The following is an 18,746-nucleotide window of genomic DNA, read 5'->3' as shown; positions in this document are numbered from 1 at the left end:
TCTCTTATTGTATTGATACAATTATAGCGGTGATGCTATATGGATTTTATATACCCGATGCTGCTCGAACAGATGGATCAACCGTTTTCAGACGGTCGCTATATCTATGAGCCTAAGATCGACGGACATAGACTGATACTGATACGGAGCAATGGGGAAACTCGGCTTTATACAAGACACAACAACGATGTAACTGTGAAGTACCCCGAACTCATATCGGACGGACCTGACATCGTACTGGACGGTGAGTTGGTGGTATTAGACCCGGACACAGGAATCCCTGACTTTGAGCTGACTATGCAGCGTTTCCAGTCGAAGCGATCGCGTCTGCCGATATCTTACGTCGTGTTCGATATCCTACATTATAATGGAGCTGACCTTAAAGGACTTCCTCTCATGGAGCGCAAAGCCGTCCTGGAACATGCGATAACGGACACGCCGACCATGAGTAAAATAGCGTACATTGATGGACGAGGCGAAGACTTATGGGACGCAATTGTTGCTCGAAATATGGAGGGTATCGTTGCCAAGCGCAAGGACGGGAGATACCACATAGATAAGCGTACGGATGATTTCATAAAAATAATCAACTACACGTATTTGGATGTTCAGATCGCTGGTTACCGCAAAGGTGATTTTGGCTGGCTTGCACATTTTAATGGCAAACCAGCAGGCGTGATTGAACTTGGAGTTCCACCTACTCATAAGCAGGCGTTTTATGGCGTCGCAAAATCAATTATCACTAGTGAGGATAGGGACCATGTTTACATTCAGCCGCAGATAAAAGCAAAGGTAAAATTTCGGAACTGGACAAAGAGCGGCATGCTTCGATCGCCAGTTTTCGTAGACTTTATCCTGACCGCATAAGAACAACCCGCCCTGTTGAATGAGGCGGGTTGTTCTATTAATTCTTTACATTTTTTTCATGCTCATAAGCTGCTCTGATAACGCCCATGATCTTGTCAACCGTACTTTGTTCGGAACCAGCCAACCAAGCGATCGTACTAAGCTCATCTTTTGTTAAATCACGGCCGATACATTCCCGAATACCATGTACAAACGGTCTGTATTGCTCAACTTGCCATTCTTCCATTACCAAACCTTCTGGACGGAATGAAGATGCGAGATCACGTTCAATCCATTCCATACGCCCCCGTTTATTATCCCTTTATATTGCAAATCCATGTCCATACACGCTCCCTAGTGATTGCGGTCTGAAACCTATTCATCTGTCTTTTTCTTACGCCCTCGTGGTCTCGGTGTATCCATCCATGTTTGAATCTGGCCCCGAAGCCAGAGCGGACCACTTGCAAGGCTCTTCACTGGCTCCGGGAATTGTCCACGTTTCTGGTATTCCTTGATGTAGCTTTTGGTCTTGCTGGTCATTTCACACACTTCTGAAAGACCCATGATGTCGTCTAGGTTGACCTGCATGTTAATCCCTTCTTCCAAACAAGGCCGTGATCAGGATGTACGAGACGGAGACGATCAAGATAGCTTGCTGCCACCAGGAGCCGTCCGGTGAATAGGTCAGAGCCAAAGCAATTCCCAGAATCCCACGCGGCGACAACAAGTTTGTGACGTCTAACTTCCTTGTTTTCATGGTATAATTGGAGTAAGGTTGGTTATAAGAAGGAGGAGTTTCTCCTCCTTCTGCCTAGCTATTTGCGACGTTTACTCTTGGTGGAGGGGCGTCGCTTTTGCTTTTTCTTCCACCACTTTTTCAGCAGTGGCTCTACTCGATCTTTGAAGATCACGTAGAGGAAAGCAATCAAGGCTAACCATTCTTTAAACTCCAATTTGTTCACCTCCTTATAACTAAATTATACCATTTAGTTTAACTTAGTTCAACAATTATTTTTATATTTTCTACGTCTGTTTTAGTACCGATCCATATAATCTGCGAGATAGACGAAGTGCTTTCCACCACCGATCATGTACCGTTTCAGCTTCTCGCGAAACACCCCATCAGCGAGAGCCAGCTCAACAACAAACGCTTGGGCACTTCCTAGCGACCTATTCCGTTTCGCTCGTCCATTGAAAATCGAATTCCGAAAGTCAAGGTTGTCAGCAATCTGAATCAAATTTCCATACATCACTCGTGAATGAGTCGATGACACTCGCGGCAGCTCCACATGCGTTTCCCCAATATCCACGCATTTCCCTCCTGTTCTCAATTCGAAATCACCAGAAAATTAAACTTCATTCCGCACACTGCACACTGATAGTGCCCCATGCAACCGGCAGAGGATATGTAGCGTTGCATAGCACCACTATCGATGGATGACGTCACCGCGCTTTATCGTACCATCAAGAGCTGCTCTGATAAGCTTTTGATCGTCTAAGCTTACCACCCGCCCTGTGCCTATCTCTTCGGCCTGTAGACGTCCACGGCTGACTGAAACTACTCGGTAGGTGTCACCCGAGGGAACTGGTCCAGAGGGAACGTAGAGGGCTTGAGCGATGGAGAGGAGCACACCAAAACTTAAAACAGCCAGCAGCCCCCAAGACGTTTTCTTTACTGATCGCTCGATATCACCGAGATCATCCTCGTCATCTTCCTCGTCATCTTCCCAGTCATCCTCCTCCAGGTATTCAGGCCGTCTCCGATCCTCGCGGTAGTATCTACGCTTTCGTCCCATCGACATTCGCCACCTTTCGAACAGGCACTGGAGTACCGACGCCTTTTTTAACCCGGACAGCGATCCTATCAAGAGCAAGAGGTTTCAGGTTCTCTTTCACCCAGCCACTAAAGTTCATACTCTTTGCCAGCTCAAACATTTCTCGCTCGACAGGATCGTTGACGTTAAAGCATACTGGCTTTCTTTCGGTTGCCATGCGCCTATCCCTCCCGTTGTGTTGTGCAGCGTTGTGAGCTGCTGTGCTACTAAGTGATGCACAACGGTTTGTCCAATATTCCGATAATGTCGGAAATTTGTGTATGAAATTATGAATACTTGTCCAGAATGATGGATGAGGTGATTGCATGTTCGGTTTAGGAAAAAAGCGATCAAGGCTTGGTAAGTGGATAGATCAACGCGGGGTTACTCAGCAGTGGCTTTGCAAAGAGGCAGGAATAAACAAAGACACAGCTACAAGGGCTGCGTCCAGCGATGAATATTCACCAAACCTAAAGACGGCAAATGGGATTGTAAAGGCCTTACGCAAAATTGATCCAAATGTAAACCTAGATGATTTTTGGTCTATGTAAAGGAAGAGGGATCGGTGAGGTGAGATCAATCGTGCCCGACAACAATAAAAGAGGAATATTTAGAATTGAGATCGATGAGGATGAAGTTGTAAAACTTATACGTGAAAGAATCTCAGAACTTGTTAATGAAGTAGAGGCTGAACAAGTATTCTGGGATAGAAAAGATTTAATTCGCAATACAAAGATGTCTTGGCCCACTATATTAAATCAGTTTTTTTATGATCAAAGGTTCCCAAAATATAAAGTTGGGAGTAAGTGGTACTTTCCAGCAAGGGACGCTAGAGCCTTTTTGGAGAAATGGGTTTATGAGCAAAAATAGAATTTCCTCGCCTCTAAAAATGAGGCGAGGTTCTATATGATACGATTTTTAGCAGGCACAAACGCACCCACAAACGCACCCACAATTCACCCACAAAATAATGAAATGTTTTGATGTCATTTGAAATGACAGTAGCTAAAACTGTTGAATTTATGCGATTTCTAGACGGTATTAAAACCGATTGAAAGCCAAGAACATGTTCCGCACACGCGTTCACGATTGGGAGCGCGAGCAATACATGACTGCTTATTAATAAGCGAAACCCCTTGTGCCTGTAGGTACGAGGGGTTTTTCTATTGTGGAAGCTCTGGTCCGCGCAAATCTACTAGAACATTGTGTCGGGGCTGGGAACGCTGCGGTATTCGAGAAGTATAAAGAACAGCCGGCTGGACAGTTGGCGCTATCGATTGAACAAAATGCTCATTTTGATAAGGCTCCATATGGTTGACTCGAAATGGACTGGAGGCTCTTACATATTGGAACAAGCCCAATAAAGCTTTGCGAAGCGTATAATGATTCACACAGTTTGCACTTGGCCCATCTCTCTTCGCATACACCTGTAACGAATCCAAGATTGCCCGCAGACACATTCAGCAAAGGTCTGGAGACCATTTTACATCACAAACAGTTGGACTCGGCATCTCTTTATTTTCTCACGTTCTTCTTCCGGATATACCAGCCGCGTTTATGAAAGGAGATGGACCTGTAATTCTGGGCCAGTCTGATGATTCGTTTACGAGTAAGTGATGCTGGGTTTGAAGATAAGCTTTTGTTAAGGGAACTTCTTACAACCAGATGACCGGGGTAGTGAGCTTTCACGAAGTTACCGTAAGTTTCGAACTCAGAGAAGCCGGCATAACTATGCTTATTGGTTTTCTTGATAATCGCCCAGTACCATCTAGTCTTATGCCTAGCCTCAATTTTAGACTTCAGCCGGGAGAGCTTCGATTTGTCGAACAGCATATAGTGGGCAACGAAAGAGCGCGAAGCGGTTGGCTTGGTTCCTATTAATTTCCTATAGGTGCGAAAATACTCGGGACGACTCCAGTTCCGGCAGTAAAAAACGGTTTTCCCGTTGACGAGAAAAACATGAGGGCGGATGAGAATGGTGTCGGCGTCAATCACAAGATAATACCTTTTTTTGGTCAAGTTTCCTCCTGCCAACTTCAACAATTGTTGGAGCAGCCAGCCTGAGCGATTGGTGCGTTTGGTTTGGTAGTGAATGTCTTTTTTTGTAATCGGTAGGACGCGTCTTTCATTGATGAAGGTGCAGTTTTTACGCCGGCAAAGCGCTTGGATTCGTTTGCTTGGTGGCGATACAACCATGATCTTACCGACCGGATGCTTCACTTGCTTACGAATACTGTCAATGACATAAGGAAGAGTACCGAGGTCTTTCTCAATTGCTGGGATCAGGACATCAATTTTAATAGAGCTGTTGAAGGTGCTTTTTGCTGAACGTGTCAACTTCTCAACTCCTTTTCGCTAACCAGTTTCAAGCATATGTGTCTGAACAGGTTGGCCAGAGTGTCCGACTTTCCAGATAGGATATGATTTTCTTCCTTAAGGTGAATATGACAGATATGGAAATCCTGAGAAATGGATGTTTGTCTAAAACTCTCCTCACTTTGTCTCGTCGAAATCGTTGACCTACAACAATGGCAGCTCGATCCGACATCGATGGTACTGGCTGGATAAATACGTTTCTTTGAAGGTAGACCGGAACAGATGAAGTTGGCAGACAACCAGGAGTGCGGTGATGGCCGCGACGAAATCCGAAGAAACCGGAAAAAGGCGTTTGTAGGAGGATAGATTGAAAGTCGCTTTCACATTTTAACATTCGGTATAAAAGGAATAACCCTGCAGCAGTTTCTCCACAGGTTTCCATCGCAGTAGCTGAAAGAATCCAGCCGAGACATTTAAAAAGTTCTTCTAATCACTGGGATTCTACGTGCTCCATAACGAATAAGCCTTTGTGCTCGTTCACGGCTGATTCTAACAAGTACTGAAGTATCGGTTGAATTTTCAACGTCGAAAACTGAGAAAACCGACCATTAGCGAACAGTACACCTTTAAACTCCACTTCAAATCCAGACCTAGGCCGTGGACGTGTATTCTGAATAACCGTTCTCATGACACCTGCATTTCGGAGCCTTCGTGCTTGTTCGCGAGTTATGCGGACCGCAAATACTGGGTCATTTCGACACCAGGTACTTTTGCCTCAACCTCAACAATTAGGAAAAATCGGTTTCCGATAGTTGCAATACTATTTGCTCCAATAAAAATTGGCGGGTTCATTGCCATTTTCTTACCACCTCCTTGTACCAAACTATGTTGGAGGTACAGAGGTGGACAAGGGCATCACCACAATTTTCGATTTTTGGTATTTTGACCAGAAGTATAGAGAGTCCGCAGATGATTTTTTTCGAACAGTACACCCTGTGCGATGAGGAGGGATCCGGATGACAGATCAGCAGATCATTGAAACACTTGCAACAAAGGTCATGGGGGATATGCACAGCAGCGGTGGAATTAGTCGCTTAACAAAACGGCAAAAATGAAAAGAAGCCCAAAAACAAGGGCGTCTATCGTGCAACTTTTGTTTTAGCCTGTTGCTTCTTCTTAGCAGTTCGTTTGGCATCCCAATTAAATAACAGGATAGTAATAAGTAAATAAATCGCATTTGCAGTCCAGAAAAATCGGCTAGATATGCCAGGTAGCGAGATTGGAGAAATTTACCACGAAAATGTGGATATGAGACGTTTTTGAAAGAAATTATTAATGAGATAAGAGTGCAGCTATGTGAAGGATGTGACACAACACACGATTTGTAAAGGAGGGTAAGTATGGGATTAAAAAAGCGAGTTGAATCGTATGCGAAAACCCTTAAATGCTCAATGAAGATTCGTTTCTTCGACCGCATAAGAAAAATTATGCATGTAGCAAGTGGATGAAATGGCAATCGAAGCTGAAGAGAAAAACGGATTGATTACCTAATCGGGAGCGGGCAAAACGGTTTATCTGGACTAAAGAGACAAACACCCCACTACTCAATGGAGCAAGAAATCGATCTGTAGTGTCCACAACCTCCATATAACTTCGCGCACTGTGAATTTGCTACTATAATGAAAACAATTGATAATTTACCTTAATTTGGTATAATTCATTTTGTTAACATCCAAATATTAGGAGGTCTTGCAATGAAAAAGAAGTTCATGTCTATTAGTCTTGCTACCTTATTAGTATCATCGTTTACATCTAATACGGTATTTGCTGCAAATCAGCAAGCAGAAGTTGTAGTTGAATACAGTAATGATACCAAGTGGACGAGTGCGGTAAGTGGGCAACATCAATATGGCCGAGTTACATTGATTTCGGAAGGTACTGGACTGGCTGGGGCTTTTGTATGGAAGAAATGTGCAGGAGACATTGACTATGTGGATACACAGATTCAACTTGGTACAGACTCTAGCTACAAACAAGATAGCACTAACGTATACATGCAAGGCGGATGCACGTACAAACTCGAAGTAAAAAACTATAGCACTAATAAGGCAAAAGGGTATATTCGAAACTGGGACTAATCCGTATCTCGTCAAAAAGGACCATGAGGTTGACACATCCAAATTGAGTCGATCTCATGGTCTTTATTATTGATTTACCACGTTTCAGATTAGTAATTCACATCAAGCGGAAGAGAGCCAGCAAGTTGAACGGTGAAGTTCAGCTTGAGTTCGTATTCGTGGACTCACCTTTGTATATCGGCGCCATGGTTTGATTGTACACAAGACAAAATGTTATTTGCCGGATTGTAAAACGTGCTTGGCAAGTATCGTCCAGGTCGTGCCATTTATTAAGTGGTCAGATATCTCCGGCTCGTCGTCCTTTTCGTGGTCACCATTAAAATCGCCGTAACCGCGTGGCTCTCTACGTTCCTCTCGATAGTATCTATTGTGCAAAGATTATTAAGTTCTAGACTGGTGGCTAAGTTTAACTAACGGGCAGTTTCATGGAGCTCGCCTGGAACCATAGTAAAAATAATGGACTGATCGTTCCCGAAATGTTATACTGCTTCTACAGTTAAGGAGGAATCATTATCGGACGTTCAAAAGAGTTTGACAAGGAACACGTACTTCATAAGGCAATGTTAGTTTTTTGGGAAAAAGGTTACGAAGCCACAAGCATACCGGATTTATTAAAAGCAATGGAATTAAGCAGATCAAGTTTGTACGAAACCTTTGTAGACAAAGAGACGCTTTATGTTGAAGCGATACAACATTACAAAAAAATAAGTCAGAAAAAAAGAGATCTGTTGGTATATGCGTCGTCTGCGAAAGCTGGAATCCGGCAGTATTTTGATCAGCATATCACTTCCGCATTTGATGAGGATTTGCCTAAAGGATGCATGATTACTAACGCAACGCTTGGCTTGGATTCACCAGATGAACAACTACGTAAATTGATACGAGACGGTTTCGAAGAATTGGAACATGCCTTTTATGAACTTCTAAATCAAGGACAGCAGACGGAAGAAATCGACTCCAAGAAAGATATAAAGGCTCTATCACACCTATTGCTTAACCTAAATCATAGTATCAATGTAGTATCAAAGGTGAAAACTGACAAAAAAATTATTTATGACATGATGAACACCGTTATTGAGATGCTATAAACAAAATTTTTTTAATTTTATTGGAACGATCGTTCCAGTAATGATGACTACTTCCACAAAAAGGAGCGTTAACGATGAGTTCAATCGAAGGTGAAAAAATGGAAAAGACTTTTTCGGCGTGGATGATATTCATTCTTGCTGCCGCATGCGGACTAATCGCTGCTAATCTCTATTATGCGCAGCCTTTAGTGGCTCCGATTAGTTCGGCAATTGGGTTATCTTCTGAGGCAGCTGGCTTAATCGTCACACTTACCCAAATTGGTTACGGAATTGGATTATTATTTATCGTACCCTTGGGAGATATACTTGAAAACCGAAAACTTGTTGTAGTGTCATTGTTCCTCACTGCAATAGCTTTGGCGCTTGCAGCAGTAGTCAAAAGCGCTGGCCTTTTTCTCACTGTTTCACTGTTTATCGGGTTGGGATCAGTTGCGGCTCAGGTACTTGTTCCGTACGCTGCTCACCTTTCGCCAGATGCTACACGCGGTCGCAATGTGGGGAATGTCATGAGTGGTTTGTTACTCGGTATCATGCTCGCTCGTCCCATTTCAAGTATGGTGGCGGAGTTTTTGGGCTGGCGAGCAGTCTACTATTTATCCGCCATAGCGATTCTTGTGTTGGCTCTTTTAATGGCGATGGTGCTTCCTGCAAGACAGCCGTTGAACACCACACGGTACCCGGCACTTCTGGGTTCTATGTTGCATTTACTCAAAACGACACCAATCCTGCAACGTAGAGCCATCTACCACGCATGTGTGTTCGCAACTTTCAGTTTGTTCTGGACTACGGTTCCGCTGTTATTGACCAGTCCGATTTTCCATTTTTCACAAAAGGAAGTTTCCCTGTTTGCATTGCTTGGAGTATCTGGGGCGGTAGCTGCACCAGTGGCAGGCCGTCTTGCCGATAGAGGCTGGGCTCGATCAGCCACAGGATTAGCGTTAGCTTTCGTTATTATTTCTGGAATTCTACCTCTTGTAATCCACGGCAGTTCAACTTCCTCATTAGTAACCTTGGTAATTTCGGCCATTCTATTGGACATGGGAGTTTCAGCAAATCTGGTTCTTGGCCAGCGTGCCATTTTCTCATTGGGAGCAGAATTTCGAAGCCGGCTTAATGGTTTATACATGGCAATCTTTTTTGCTGGTGGTGCTATAGGCTCTGCGACAGGTGGATGGGCATATGCTATGGGTGGCTGGAAAGCAGCCTTGTTGATTGGAATAGCTTTACCGGTCATTGCGTTGATTTATTATACGACAGAGAAAAAGTAATTTAAGTCCGCACAGAACGACTGTCAGCGCCAGAATAGGAGCCGTAAGATAAAACGATCAAGGTTTGAAAAGTGGGGATTGGGTATGGCAACCCCTCCAGAAAGGAATGACCAAACAAGAGGCTTCGTAAGGGGCTTGTATCCTACCGGAATCCCGTTTCTTGACCTCTGCCTATGGAAAGGGAGGTTCCCCAGACGAAATCGCGAGAGTAGACGAGTGGGAGCAATTGATCAAGCTCGCTTCTAAGCGTGGGGATTCTACCTTTTTTCCAGCGGCCCACGGGAGTTCGAAGTCAAAAAGCTTACAAAAGACATGAGGGAAATCACTTATTTGTTCACTCTGCTCTAACGTAAAAGCGAACATATTCTTCAATTCATGCATTCTGTGTATCTTCCCATGAAGGATAATCTCATCAGTAAAGTGACCTGTCACTTCAATCAACATCTTATTATGACCGAGTGCTAATCAGTCGTTATAGCAATAAATGATAACTATCATTTTACAACCATTTGAAGTTAACACAACGGTAATTGTGGAAAAAAGAGATGAATGAAGTTTCTATAGGGATTAGGTCCTTCTTAGGGAGATATATTGACGAGTTCTTGAACTCTAGCCTATGTGAACAGGTTTAGACTCCTAAACTGCTTTAGGGAACCGGCTTGGTTCCGATTACGACGGTAGCATCCAACTCGTCAGACCTTGTCACCCGTGTAATCAGCCCGCAACAAGTGAAGATATCGACTGTCTGATGTATCTGACGTTCGCTTGTCTCAACTAGTAAGTGTCCACCAGGAGCCAACCAGAGTGGAGCCGCAGCCAATACTCGTCTCTGAACGTCAAGCCCATCCGGTCCCCCGTCGAGTGCTATTCTCGCCTCATGTATGCGAGCTTCAGGTGGAAGAAAATCAATGGCATTGGTGGGGACGTAGGGAGCATTGGCAACGATGACGTTAACGTGTCCCCTAAGTATGCTAGGAAGAGGCTCAAATAAGTCTCCTTCGTAAACGCTACCTCCTGCGGTAGTAACATTGCGACGGGTGCATTGCACCGAGGCTGGATCGATGTCAGTAGCATACAATTCGATCTGTTCCAAGTAAGCAAGAACCGCCCCAACCGCCCCTGATCCGCAACATAGGTCAAGCACTACCGACTTTTGACGGATGAGGTCGGCAGCCTGTCTAACGAGAAATGCTGTACGTTGTCTGGGAACGAAAACTCCCTTATCCACCATAATCCGCAGTCCACAAAACTCAGCCCAGCCGATAATATGTTCGAGAGGCATGCCAGTTGTTCGCAATTCTACCATGTCCGATAGTTCAGTCGTTGTCCCTGCTGAGGCGATTAGTAACCTGGCCTCATCTTCAGCGAAAACACACCCAGCTGCTCGAAGTTTATTGACGATTATTGTAAAAATTCTATCGCCATGAATCTCATGATCATGATCATTCAAAAAATGAATTCACCCATTTCGGAAGTGTTGGAATTTAGTGTGTGGTATTCGCATTTTACTCTATCTTAGGAGGCAACACAACCATCGATGTGATAAACGATAGTGGAGGGCAATGAAAGAGGCCCTAAGCCTGCAATACGCTTAGCGCCACTAGGATCGGTTATTTCAATACGTTCAAAGCACGTCTCAAGCTCGTTGCATTGAGATTGCGTTCAATCGTGATAGAACAAGTATCATTTGACATGCCTGTCCCACCCAGAATTTTGGCTAAACAATCGTATAACCTTTTCGGTATCTTCAAGTGTGACCCTCCTTTCCTTGTTTTATAGAAATCTATGTAGACGAGAGGTTCTGGGCAGACGTAAAAAAGGTGCGTGAACAAGTGTAAATGGTTAGGACTGAGGTTATTAAACAAAACATTACTTGTGAGAAGGACGGTGAAATATGAATCCTCCTAAAGAGTAGCTACAAAAAGCAAATGGTTGAGGAAATGATCCGTCCCACTACGCCTTCTTCGGAAGCAACTTCACTTATTCCTTCCTTAGTTGATCATTTGAACAAACTTCAGGAGAATCCAATAGAGGTCCACTCAAAATGCGGCAATTAGAATAATGTCGGAATATATAGAAGAAAAGATAACTTATATGATGGGATAATAATTAGGTAATTAATCCTATTGAAAGGTGGTTCCAATGCTTAAATCGAATAAGTTAGTCATAGCGTTTCTTTTATTATTTTCAATATTTGTAGTACAGGGATGTGGAACAGACCCAGTACAAGAAGATCTTATTAACTATTTAAACACCGAGTTGCCAAAAGTTACATCACTCGAAAGGAAGGCTACTGAAGAGTATTCTTCTATAACGGGCGCTAACTATACAAATGACTTAGCTATGTTTGAAGCGATGACAAAAAGTATAATTCCGACTTATTCACAGTTTCTAGAAGAGCTTGAAAAGATTAAACCGGCTACGCCAGAAGTACAAAAAATTCACGACCAATTTATTTTAGCAGCTACAACCCAACATAGTGGTTTTATAACGACGGTATCAGCTCTTGAGAAACAAGACTATGCTAAGATTGCTACAGCTAATGAGAAATTGGCAGAAGGAAGAAAGTTGATGCGGGATTATCAAGCGGCCATAAAGGAACTTGCTGATTCTCATGGAGTAACCATCACAGAGACAAAGTAAGTAACGAACCTATTGTTAGATGTAATAATTGCGATTGGATGATGCTTGCTCTACAAAAAGTCGCACAGCAGTGGCCAAGAAGTACATCACAGAACCAGAAAAAAAGAGATGGCACAACTACAGCAAAGCGCATAGAGCGCCTTTTCCAAAAGGGAGAGGGCGTTTTTTTTCAAGGGGAGCTGATAATGCGGCTCCCCTTTATTGTGGAAGTCAGTGCATCATCGATTGGATCAGGTAAAAAGCAATCTAACCTGCCTTTGGCGATTGTCGTTATGGCAGGCGCTTTTCATTTGGCAAATGCATTCCTGGGTTGGGATTGATGCAATTTAGCAAGTCGTCGGCGCAAGGAAACACTTCGGTGCATCGGGATCGCAGGTAGTAACTAATAAAGATTTCACAGATTGTTATATCGTGCTAGAAATAAAGAGGAGCTGGACAAAGAGGGGTATACTTCGCTGACCAGTCTTTGTTGATTTCATATTGTCCACGTAGTCCTGGTTAACTATATAAGCATTAGGCAATTATGGTGGTAAGAGGTGATCTTATGTGCGGACGATTTACGCTGGTGACTAACTTGGAGTTGTGGAATGCAAGGTTCCAAATCGAGGCTATACCTTTTGAAATACAGCCACGATATAATATCGCACCGGGTCAATTAATCCCAGCAATTATTTCCGATCAAGGTAAGCGGCGGATCGGTCAGCTAAAATGGGGAGTAGTTCCGTCGTGGGTGCAGGATGAGAAGAGCGGATATAAAATGATCAATGCAAGGTCTGAAACGTTAACAGAAAAGCCGGCATTCCGACGACTTTTCGAGCGAAAACGGTGCATCATCCCTGCAGACAGCTTCTACGAGTTTATGTGGACAAAATTTGCACCATTGATTTTGGGCGTCGAGGGTTACTAGTGTAGCTATCACCTATCGAAAAGGATGTTATATCGAAAAAAATTGATTTAATTATTGCATCTTCTTGGTGATCGTGCATATAATAAATGCATCAAAAAAAATTGATGAATGAGGTTGTAATCGATGAACGATATCAAGCACAAATTGGAGCAATATGAGAAGAAATTCAAAGCTCTCTCCGATCAGAAGCGCCTTGAAATTATGTATGAGCTTTGTCAAAGAGGCAAAACATGCGTATGCGACCTGACAGAGGTTTTTGACATGCCTCAATCTAAATTATCGTATCATCTCAAGATATTATTGGATGCCAACCTAATTATCAAAGAGACAAAAGGTACCTGGAGTTACTACGATTTGAATGATGATGAAGTGAACCACCTCTTATCGGAAGAGCTTTGTTGTATCTTCAGGAAAACAGGCAAAGGCAGCTGCTGCTAATTTTTTTAGACCTTATATCAATTTTTTTTGATTAATAGTTTATAAATTAAAGGAGGAATCTTAAATGAAGTATGTACATGTTGGCGTTAACGTTACCAATCTGGAGAAATCTATTGAGTTCTATCAAAAGGTTTTTGGGGTTAACCCTGTAAAGGTAAAGCCTGATTATGCTAAGTTCTTGCTTGAAACCCCAGGATTAAACTTTACATTGAATGTTCGGGACGCTGTAAGCGGAAATCAAGTTAATCACTTCGGATTCCAGGTTGAAAGTGCAAATGAAATCCTGACTCATAAGGAAAGACTAGAAAAAGAAGGCTTTTTCGCTCGTGACGAGATGGATACGACATGTTGTTATGCTGTGCAGGATAAATTTTGGGTTACTGATCCAGACGGTAATGAGTGGGAATTTTTCTACACAAAGTCTGACAGTGACGTTCATAAAATCGAGTCCACATCCTGCTGCGTAGATTCAAAAACAGAAGCAACCAATTCTTGTTGCTAAGACAAAGTGGGAGGCTCAATGAAACAACTATCATTTTTAGATCGCTTCTTGACCCTTTGGATCTTCCTTGCTATGGCAGTAGGGACTATGATCGGAACTTTCTTTCCTGCTTTCACCAATGGATTAAATAGCTTACAAATTGGTACAACATCCATACCGATTGCTATAGGTTTAATCCTGATGATGTACCCTCCTTTAGCTAAAGTTCGATATGAAGAAATGGGGCGTGTATTTAAAGACATTAAGGTTCTTTTGCTATCCCTTATTCAGAACTGGGTTATAGGCCCGGTTTTGATGTTTTTATTAGCCATCATTTTCTTGCCAGATAAACCAGAATATATGGTGGGGCTAATCATGATTGGATTGGCACGTTGTATCGCCATGGTGATTGTGTGGAATGACCTCGCAAAAGGTGATGCAGAATATGCTGCCGGACTTGTGGCTTTCAATTCTTTGTTTCAGATGCTTTTCTTTTCAGTATATGCTTATGTCTTTGTCACCGTAATCCCGGAATGGCTTGGTATTCAGGGTGCAGTCATTAGTATTACGATGGCGGAAGTGGCAAAATCGGTGTTTATATATCTAGGTATTCCTTTTCTTGCCGGGATGCTGACGCGCTTTACTTTTGTAAAAGTTAAAGGCAGACATTGGTATGAGAAAGTGTTCATCCCAAAAATTAGCCCCATGACTCTGATTGCCTTACTCTTTACCATCATTGTCATGTTCTCAATACAAGGAGAAAACATCGTAAGCGTTCCACTTGATGTTGTTCGCATCGCCATTCCACTTCTCATCTATTTCATCCTCATGTTCTTTATCTCTTTCTACATGGGGAAAAAGATTGGCGCAAATTATCCCGTTACTACGACGCTTGCTTTCACAGCAGGTAGTAATAACTTTGAATTAGCTATCGCTGTGGCAGTCGGAGTGTTTGGGATTCATTCAGGTGCCGCCTTTGCAGCCGTCATCGGCCCTCTTGTGGAAGTACCTGTGATGATTGCATTAGTTAATGTAGCTTTATGGTTCAAGCGCAAATATTTTAGTAGCACATTTCCTAATTGAAGCTAAAAGGTGTGTACATCATGGAAAACAAAAAAACGATTTACTTTTTATGTACAGGAAATTCTTGCCGAAGCCAAATGGCGGAAGCATGGGGAAAAAAATACTTAGGTAACGCCTGGAATGTTTTTTCTGCTGGGATTGAAGCCCATGGTGTGAATCCAAATGCCGTTCGAGCGATGAAAGAAGTTGGCATAGACATTTCCGATCAAACATCAGATGTCATCGACTCTGATATTTTAAACAAGGCTGATCTGATCGTGACACTATGCAGCCATGCCGATTCCGTTTGTCCAACCACTCCTACTCATGTAAACCGTGTCCATTGGGGATTTGACGATCCTGCGGGAAAAGAATGGCCTGAGTTTCAACGAGTTCGTGACGAGATCGGTGCCCGTATAAAGAAATTTGCGGAAACAGGGGAGTAAATTTTTCCGCAAGCGAGCTGTATCCATCTAATGTCCGAGAAAAAGTCCCCTTTTTGACGAAAGGGGACTTTCTCTACACACCGACTCTTATTTTCTGTACTTTTGATCATATACATCTTCCTCTGCATCCAACCAGAAGTGGTATGATTCACCTACAACAATCGCTTCTTTCATAGTGTCCTCAGAGTTATTAGCTGTAGGGTTATTATATGAATTTTCCATGATAATCACTTCCTTGCAACAAGATATTCTTAGTTTATGCCTCTCTGTATGCTCTTTCAACAGCGATATGCATCGATATTGTATAATAGTGGACTAAAAAGCTAATCTTCAACAGGTTCATCAAGTTCGAGCAACAAATTGTCAATACGCTGTACTGTACACATGTGTCGTTCAACTTCTCGTTCCCATCCATTTTCTTTCGCTTCAGCTATTAGTTCGATCTCCCGTTTTCTTCTATCACGCAAACGTGGCGCATAATCTTTTGTTGTTACGAATTTCGCACATGATAAGTAAAGATCACATTCACATGGGCCTTCTTGTGGAAGGCGTAAACAGTGCCCAAGCTCCAATTCTGTTTTGAAAAAATTCTTCTTAATCCAGTCAATTTCTTCATTTCTTACTGTCCCCGAACGTAATGCGGTTGCAAGCGGCCCCGCAATGGTAGCCCCAGGGCCAAGAACCTTTTGATAATCTTCAAGTACTGTCCGATCGCTAATTTGAGCATATACCATTGTCATTTCCACACTGGTATGACCAAGGACCCGCATAATAGTATGGATTTTAGCCCCTCGCTCTGCAAGTTGAGTAGCTACTGTATGCCTAAATCGATGCGCGTTGACAGTTGGATTACCTTCATCGTCGGTTAGTCCAGCACCCCTGCAAGCTATTCCAAGAGACGTCTCAAAAAGGTATGCTGCCGAAAGGCGCAGACCTCGTCTTACAAATAATCGTTTAGCAACTTTGCCGGTTTGGTTATCCGTAAAACCTCGTACACTACCTACTTGACTTTGCAAATCACGAATGGCTTCCGCAGCTTCTTCGTTTAGAGGGATGATTCGCTCACTTCGACCTTTGCCAACTGGTATTCTGAGTCTAGGTGTACCATCGGGGTACGAATCAAGGCAATCTAGCTCCAGATTTCTTATCTCTCCACGTCTTGCTCCAGACCAACGAGCGATTAATAGCGCAGTACGCTGATACGGACAGAGAAGCAATCGAATCTGGTCCATAAGCCGATTTAATTCATCTTCGGGAATGTAACGGGGTATTCGGATCGGACGTTTCGGCAAATCCCGAGGGCCTAACAAGGGTCTCAAAGGGACATCTTCCCATCCCCAAGATGCCATATCCTGAAAGAAGGTAGAGATGGTTGAAAGCCGAGTCAGTTTTGATTCCAATGAATAAGGACGATGTGTCTGAGGAGATAAGGTATCATTCAACATCTGGGCATACGCAAGGATATGATCACGAGTCACCATTCTGAACGAGGTTATTTCTGGGAAAGTATTAACGAGCCAATGTACAAGTGAACGGATATTAGAGCTAATTTTGCCAAGTGTTGCGGGGCGAGCTCCTTGAATTCTTCGTACATAGATATACCTATTTAATAGATCTTCAAATGGTTTTGGAATAAGAGTTTGCCTAGTATATTTATAAACCCTTTTGGGTTCACTGGTAATTTGGCCGAGGTGATATAAGACAACTCGTAGTCTAAATAAAGCTGATTTGTACTCCTTTATAGATTGTTCAAACAGGTTATTAGGATACAGAAGGTCTTTTTCATCGTGTTGATTAAAATCCTCAATGGCATTTTCAAATTCTGTTATATCTTTTTCAGATATCCTGCTTAACAGACGATGAGGATGTTTGAGATGGAGATATTTGAAAAGGCCGGATGCCTGTAATACTGAGACAGGAAGACGAGGGAATATGGTTAGATCGTGAGAAGTTTGATTCTGACTTGCTCCAATCATTGCTAGTACCATATGACTCGTTTATGATGCGTGCATACCCTGTATCAACAATGGTTGGTAGCCCGAAAAACGATTTGCCAGAATGTATTCAAGAAATAGCGAACCCGTCCCTGTGTTAAGGAGACGGGTTCATTATTGCGAAATGTTTATTCATATCCGGATTTTGCGGGTACACGAAACAGAGACTTTATTTGACCACGATTTCAACCTTTGTCCCGTCTGGAAAATCCTCTAATTGGTTGGATATCCAAGATCCAGCGCCGCGATTATCTGATGGCTTTATGTATTTGATATCTGCCCCAGTGCCACCCTCTGCACACATTGCCATCGGCCATTCATCCCGATCATACCCCTTTTTTGTAGGAATACCCTTGAGCGATTCTTCGCGATTTTTATTGGCTCCATCTCGGTCAATTGTGCATACAGCTGACTTCCCGGAAGCAACCGCATCTTTGATATGCTTTGCTGTCTCTGGGTATCGATCAGACGGAAAAACTATCGTATGGTCTACATTCCCATTGCTGACTGTTTTGTTCTCTATTGGCACAAGTCCAAAGAGATAGGCAGCGCCGATCAGCAGCACCACAATCAACATCAGTATTTTTCTCTGTGTCATGCTTTTGTCCTCCAAATATAAGTTCTTTTTCAAATAAAAACACCGCCCAGAATTTGGCGAAGGGGTATGATTGCCTATAACCTATTGTAAGCCATTATCAGGAGCGGGAAGTGTTATGGTTACCCGAGTTATCCCCTCATATGAAACGCGATATTTCCCCACAAGTACATTGATATCAGTAAGTTCCATGTTTTTAGGTCTAAAGTGAAAGAGGAGTGCGTCGGAAGTCCAAAGAATGACGACCCAGATCGTATCGAAGAGAATCGGAATCTATGAAAAATACGAGGCACCTGCCTGTTAATATAGGAGGTACCTCGTCTCGTCGTGTTATTTGGTATATTCCATAACTTCAAACGATTGAACCTTGCTGAATGCTACATAATCTTTTCTAGAAGTAAATGGCCCCTTGTTAAAGTCCTTATCGAACATATATGTTTCTTTGCCACGTCCATCTGCACGGCCATTGTACCAGTCGATGAAGTCCTGTACTTCGGATGCGGTTAGCTCAAATTCCTTCTCGAGACCACTGATCATTTTAATAACAAGAAGTGCGTTATCTCCAGTTGGCTCTGGTTCAGGTTCTGGATTAGGATCGGGATTCGTCGGTGTGCCTATTTTCTCCATCATTTCTAATTCTTCAATAACTGTAAATGAAGAAAATCCATTGTTCGATGTTATATTAATACGGTATTGCCTATAGAAGTTGT

Annotated in this window: 30 protein-coding genes; 15 read left to right on the top strand and 15 right to left on the bottom strand. The window is 42.9% G+C overall.

Features of this window, described 5'->3' with window-relative positions; genetic code table 11:
• The first annotated feature begins 39 nt into the window (after positions 1-39).
• A complete protein-coding gene (locus C7R92_RS27050; RefSeq protein ID WP_106836268.1) occupies positions 40-867 on the top strand; it encodes an ATP-dependent DNA ligase in 828 nt (275 codons plus the stop codon).
• Between the two features lie 37 nt (positions 868-904).
• Here the strand turns inward: C7R92_RS27050 and C7R92_RS27045 are convergent, their stop codons facing one another.
• The 7 genes from C7R92_RS27045 to C7R92_RS27025 all read right to left on the bottom strand — a co-directional run bounded on the left by C7R92_RS27045 (position 905) and on the right by C7R92_RS27025 (position 2,838).
• Positions 905-1,147 carry a hypothetical protein gene (locus tag C7R92_RS27045; protein ID WP_244195838.1) on the bottom strand — a complete coding sequence of 81 codons (243 nt, stop codon included), beginning with the start codon at positions 1,145-1,147 and terminating at the stop codon, positions 905-907.
• 74 nt (positions 1,148-1,221) lie between these two features.
• Complete coding sequence (locus tag C7R92_RS27040) at positions 1,222-1,434, bottom strand: helix-turn-helix transcriptional regulator (RefSeq protein ID WP_106836267.1); 213 nt, start codon at positions 1,432-1,434, stop codon at positions 1,222-1,224.
• A gap of 1 nt (position 1,435) precedes the next feature.
• Positions 1,436-1,573 (bottom strand): hypothetical protein, encoded by a 138-nt coding sequence (locus C7R92_RS32115; protein WP_158265772.1) that lies wholly within the window; start codon positions 1,571-1,573, stop codon positions 1,436-1,438.
• An 88-nt stretch (positions 1,574-1,661) separates the two neighbouring features.
• Positions 1,662-1,799, bottom strand: a complete 138-nt coding sequence (locus tag C7R92_RS32110) for a hypothetical protein (RefSeq protein ID WP_158265771.1) — start codon at positions 1,797-1,799, stop codon at positions 1,662-1,664.
• Between the two features lie 81 nt (positions 1,800-1,880).
• On the bottom strand, positions 1,881-2,156 hold the full coding sequence (locus C7R92_RS27035) for a hypothetical protein (protein ID WP_106836266.1): 276 nt from the start codon (positions 2,154-2,156) through the stop codon (positions 1,881-1,883).
• Between the two features lie 117 nt (positions 2,157-2,273).
• The gene (locus C7R92_RS27030; protein ID WP_106836265.1) at positions 2,274-2,642 is read right to left on the bottom strand and encodes a hypothetical protein; all 369 of its coding nucleotides are present in this window, start codon (positions 2,640-2,642) and stop codon (positions 2,274-2,276) included.
• Entirely contained in the window at positions 2,626-2,838 is a 213-nt protein-coding gene (locus tag C7R92_RS27025) for a hypothetical protein (RefSeq protein ID WP_106836264.1), read from the bottom strand. The genes C7R92_RS27030 and C7R92_RS27025 overlap by 17 nt, the downstream gene beginning before the upstream one ends.
• Positions 2,839-2,986: 148 nt before the next feature.
• Between C7R92_RS27025 and C7R92_RS27020 the strand changes: the two genes are divergently transcribed.
• The 3 genes from C7R92_RS27020 (at position 2,987) to C7R92_RS32105 (ending at position 3,978) form a co-directional block, all read left to right on the top strand.
• Positions 2,987-3,211, top strand: a complete 225-nt coding sequence (locus tag C7R92_RS27020; RefSeq protein WP_106836263.1) for a transcriptional regulator — start codon at positions 2,987-2,989, stop codon at positions 3,209-3,211.
• A 55-nt stretch (positions 3,212-3,266) separates the two neighbouring features.
• The gene (locus tag C7R92_RS27015; RefSeq protein ID WP_106836301.1) at positions 3,267-3,530 is read left to right on the top strand and encodes a group-specific protein; all 264 of its coding nucleotides are present in this window, start codon (positions 3,267-3,269) and stop codon (positions 3,528-3,530) included.
• A 298-nt stretch (positions 3,531-3,828) separates the two neighbouring features.
• Positions 3,829-3,978, top strand: coding sequence for a hypothetical protein (locus tag C7R92_RS32105; RefSeq protein WP_158265770.1), 150 nt, complete (start codon positions 3,829-3,831; stop codon positions 3,976-3,978).
• A gap of 197 nt (positions 3,979-4,175) precedes the next feature.
• On the opposite strand, the gene C7R92_RS27010 is transcribed toward C7R92_RS32105, so the two are convergent.
• A complete protein-coding gene (locus C7R92_RS27010) occupies positions 4,176-4,997 on the bottom strand; it encodes a DUF6492 family protein (protein ID WP_106836262.1) in 822 nt (273 codons plus the stop codon).
• Positions 4,998-5,702: 705 nt separating this feature from the next.
• Positions 5,703-5,834: a hypothetical protein gene (locus tag C7R92_RS33210; protein WP_279629831.1), complete on the bottom strand. Its 132-nt coding sequence runs from the start codon at positions 5,832-5,834 to the stop codon at positions 5,703-5,705.
• Positions 5,835-6,730: 896 nt separating this feature from the next.
• Between C7R92_RS33210 and C7R92_RS27000 the strand changes: the two genes are divergently transcribed.
• The 3 genes from C7R92_RS27000 (at position 6,731) to C7R92_RS26990 (ending at position 9,470) form a co-directional block, all read left to right on the top strand.
• Positions 6,731-7,114: a hypothetical protein gene (locus tag C7R92_RS27000; RefSeq protein WP_017249206.1), complete on the top strand. Its 384-nt coding sequence runs from the start codon at positions 6,731-6,733 to the stop codon at positions 7,112-7,114.
• Positions 7,115-7,674: 560 nt separating this feature from the next.
• Positions 7,675-8,202, top strand: coding sequence for a TetR/AcrR family transcriptional regulator (locus C7R92_RS26995; protein ID WP_170831542.1), 528 nt, complete (start codon positions 7,675-7,677; stop codon positions 8,200-8,202).
• Positions 8,203-8,276: 74 nt separating this feature from the next.
• The gene (locus tag C7R92_RS26990; RefSeq protein WP_106836261.1) at positions 8,277-9,470 is read left to right on the top strand and encodes an MFS transporter; all 1,194 of its coding nucleotides are present in this window, start codon (positions 8,277-8,279) and stop codon (positions 9,468-9,470) included.
• Positions 9,471-10,116: 646 nt separating this feature from the next.
• Here C7R92_RS26990 and C7R92_RS26980 read toward each other — a convergent pair.
• A complete protein-coding gene (locus tag C7R92_RS26980; protein WP_106836259.1) occupies positions 10,117-10,920 on the bottom strand; it encodes a putative protein N(5)-glutamine methyltransferase in 804 nt (267 codons plus the stop codon).
• A gap of 160 nt (positions 10,921-11,080) precedes the next feature.
• Positions 11,081-11,221 (bottom strand): hypothetical protein, encoded by a 141-nt coding sequence (locus C7R92_RS32100; RefSeq protein ID WP_158265769.1) that lies wholly within the window; start codon positions 11,219-11,221, stop codon positions 11,081-11,083.
• 391 nt (positions 11,222-11,612) lie between these two features.
• Here C7R92_RS32100 and C7R92_RS26975 point away from each other — a divergent pair, with 391 nt between their 5' ends.
• From C7R92_RS26975 to arsC, 7 genes are all read left to right on the top strand, one after another.
• Positions 11,613-12,113 (top strand): hypothetical protein, encoded by a 501-nt coding sequence (locus tag C7R92_RS26975; RefSeq protein WP_106836258.1) that lies wholly within the window; start codon positions 11,613-11,615, stop codon positions 12,111-12,113.
• Positions 12,114-12,298: 185 nt separating this feature from the next.
• Complete coding sequence (locus C7R92_RS33205) at positions 12,299-12,433, top strand: hypothetical protein (RefSeq protein ID WP_271756703.1); 135 nt, start codon at positions 12,299-12,301, stop codon at positions 12,431-12,433.
• Between the two features lie 224 nt (positions 12,434-12,657).
• Positions 12,658-13,020: an SOS response-associated peptidase gene (locus tag C7R92_RS26965; protein WP_244195837.1), complete on the top strand. Its 363-nt coding sequence runs from the start codon at positions 12,658-12,660 to the stop codon at positions 13,018-13,020.
• Positions 13,021-13,143: 123 nt separating this feature from the next.
• A complete protein-coding gene (arsR, locus tag C7R92_RS26960) occupies positions 13,144-13,458 on the top strand; it encodes an arsenical resistance operon transcriptional regulator ArsR (protein WP_007716712.1) in 315 nt (104 codons plus the stop codon).
• A gap of 64 nt (positions 13,459-13,522) precedes the next feature.
• Positions 13,523-13,960 (top strand): ArsI/CadI family heavy metal resistance metalloenzyme, encoded by a 438-nt coding sequence (locus C7R92_RS26955; RefSeq protein WP_015891623.1) that lies wholly within the window; start codon positions 13,523-13,525, stop codon positions 13,958-13,960.
• Between the two features lie 18 nt (positions 13,961-13,978).
• On the top strand, positions 13,979-15,022 hold the full coding sequence (gene arsB / locus C7R92_RS26950) for an ACR3 family arsenite efflux transporter (protein WP_106836256.1): 1,044 nt from the start codon (positions 13,979-13,981) through the stop codon (positions 15,020-15,022).
• 20 nt (positions 15,023-15,042) lie between these two features.
• Positions 15,043-15,447: an arsenate reductase (thioredoxin) gene (gene arsC / locus C7R92_RS26945; RefSeq protein ID WP_015891621.1), complete on the top strand. Its 405-nt coding sequence runs from the start codon at positions 15,043-15,045 to the stop codon at positions 15,445-15,447.
• A gap of 87 nt (positions 15,448-15,534) precedes the next feature.
• Here arsC and C7R92_RS33200 read toward each other — a convergent pair whose 3' ends face one another.
• Positions 15,535-15,669 carry a hypothetical protein gene (locus C7R92_RS33200; protein WP_255654154.1) on the bottom strand — a complete coding sequence of 45 codons (135 nt, stop codon included), beginning with the start codon at positions 15,667-15,669 and terminating at the stop codon, positions 15,535-15,537.
• 101 nt (positions 15,670-15,770) lie between these two features.
• Entirely contained in the window at positions 15,771-17,435 is a 1,665-nt protein-coding gene (locus tag C7R92_RS32995; RefSeq protein WP_106836255.1) for a tyrosine-type recombinase/integrase, read from the bottom strand.
• Between C7R92_RS32995 and C7R92_RS26935 the strand changes: the two genes are divergently transcribed.
• Positions 17,345-17,542 carry an SOS response-associated peptidase family protein gene (locus C7R92_RS26935; protein WP_106836254.1) on the top strand — a complete coding sequence of 66 codons (198 nt, stop codon included), beginning with the start codon at positions 17,345-17,347 and terminating at the stop codon, positions 17,540-17,542. The genes C7R92_RS32995 and C7R92_RS26935 overlap by 91 nt on opposite strands.
• 68 nt (positions 17,543-17,610) lie before the next feature.
• On the opposite strand, the gene C7R92_RS26930 is transcribed toward C7R92_RS26935, so the two are convergent.
• Together C7R92_RS26930 and C7R92_RS26925 are read right to left on the bottom strand one after the other, a co-directional pair.
• Positions 17,611-18,039 carry a NucA/NucB deoxyribonuclease domain-containing protein gene (locus tag C7R92_RS26930; RefSeq protein ID WP_069844708.1) on the bottom strand — a complete coding sequence of 143 codons (429 nt, stop codon included), beginning with the start codon at positions 18,037-18,039 and terminating at the stop codon, positions 17,611-17,613.
• 327 nt (positions 18,040-18,366) lie between these two features.
• A complete protein-coding gene (locus C7R92_RS26925; protein WP_017249195.1) occupies positions 18,367-18,666 on the bottom strand; it encodes a hypothetical protein in 300 nt (99 codons plus the stop codon).
• Between the last annotated feature and the right edge of the window lie 80 nt (positions 18,667-18,746).

The sequence above is a fragment of the Brevibacillus porteri genome, assembly GCF_003013475.1.
Classification (GTDB): Bacteria; Bacillota; Bacilli; order Brevibacillales; family Brevibacillaceae; genus Brevibacillus; species Brevibacillus porteri.
Note: the sequence above shows the minus strand (reverse complement) of the source record. Positions and strands in the feature narration are given on the sequence as shown.

Coding starts and splice junctions, on each gene's coding strand:
- C7R92_RS27050 (WP_106836268.1), top strand. CDS start 40: ATGGATTTTATATACCCGATGCTGCTCGAACAGATGGATCAACCGTTT.
- C7R92_RS26965 (WP_244195837.1), top strand. CDS start 12,658: ATGTGCGGACGATTTACGCTGGTGACTAACTTGGAGTTGTGGAATGCA.
- arsB (WP_106836256.1), top strand. CDS start 13,979: ATGAAACAACTATCATTTTTAGATCGCTTCTTGACCCTTTGGATCTTC.
- C7R92_RS26925 (WP_017249195.1), bottom strand. CDS start 18,666: ATGATGGAGAAAATAGGCACACCGACGAATCCCGATCCTAATCCAGAA.
- C7R92_RS27020 (WP_106836263.1), top strand. CDS start 2,987: ATGTTCGGTTTAGGAAAAAAGCGATCAAGGCTTGGTAAGTGGATAGAT.
- C7R92_RS26935 (WP_106836254.1), top strand. CDS start 17,345: ATGCCTGTAATACTGAGACAGGAAGACGAGGGAATATGGTTAGATCGT.
- C7R92_RS27040 (WP_106836267.1), bottom strand. CDS start 1,434: ATGCAGGTCAACCTAGACGACATCATGGGTCTTTCAGAAGTGTGTGAA.
- C7R92_RS26955 (WP_015891623.1), top strand. CDS start 13,523: ATGAAGTATGTACATGTTGGCGTTAACGTTACCAATCTGGAGAAATCT.
- C7R92_RS27000 (WP_017249206.1), top strand. CDS start 6,731: ATGAAAAAGAAGTTCATGTCTATTAGTCTTGCTACCTTATTAGTATCA.
- C7R92_RS27030 (WP_106836265.1), bottom strand. CDS start 2,642: ATGGGACGAAAGCGTAGATACTACCGCGAGGATCGGAGACGGCCTGAA.
- C7R92_RS27025 (WP_106836264.1), bottom strand. CDS start 2,838: ATGGCAACCGAAAGAAAGCCAGTATGCTTTAACGTCAACGATCCTGTC.
- C7R92_RS26930 (WP_069844708.1), bottom strand. CDS start 18,039: ATGACACAGAGAAAAATACTGATGTTGATTGTGGTGCTGCTGATCGGC.
- C7R92_RS33205 (WP_271756703.1), top strand. CDS start 12,299: ATGCGGCTCCCCTTTATTGTGGAAGTCAGTGCATCATCGATTGGATCA.
- C7R92_RS27045 (WP_244195838.1), bottom strand. CDS start 1,147: ATGGAATGGATTGAACGTGATCTCGCATCTTCATTCCGTCCAGAAGGT.
- C7R92_RS26975 (WP_106836258.1), top strand. CDS start 11,613: ATGCTTAAATCGAATAAGTTAGTCATAGCGTTTCTTTTATTATTTTCA.
- C7R92_RS26995 (WP_170831542.1), top strand. CDS start 7,675: ATGTTAGTTTTTTGGGAAAAAGGTTACGAAGCCACAAGCATACCGGAT.
- C7R92_RS33200 (WP_255654154.1), bottom strand. CDS start 15,669: ATGGAAAATTCATATAATAACCCTACAGCTAATAACTCTGAGGACACT.
- arsR (WP_007716712.1), top strand. CDS start 13,144: ATGAACGATATCAAGCACAAATTGGAGCAATATGAGAAGAAATTCAAA.
- C7R92_RS33210 (WP_279629831.1), bottom strand. CDS start 5,834: ATGGCAATGAACCCGCCAATTTTTATTGGAGCAAATAGTATTGCAACT.
- arsC (WP_015891621.1), top strand. CDS start 15,043: ATGGAAAACAAAAAAACGATTTACTTTTTATGTACAGGAAATTCTTGC.
- C7R92_RS32995 (WP_106836255.1), bottom strand. CDS start 17,435: ATGGTACTAGCAATGATTGGAGCAAGTCAGAATCAAACTTCTCACGAT.
- C7R92_RS26990 (WP_106836261.1), top strand. CDS start 8,277: ATGAGTTCAATCGAAGGTGAAAAAATGGAAAAGACTTTTTCGGCGTGG.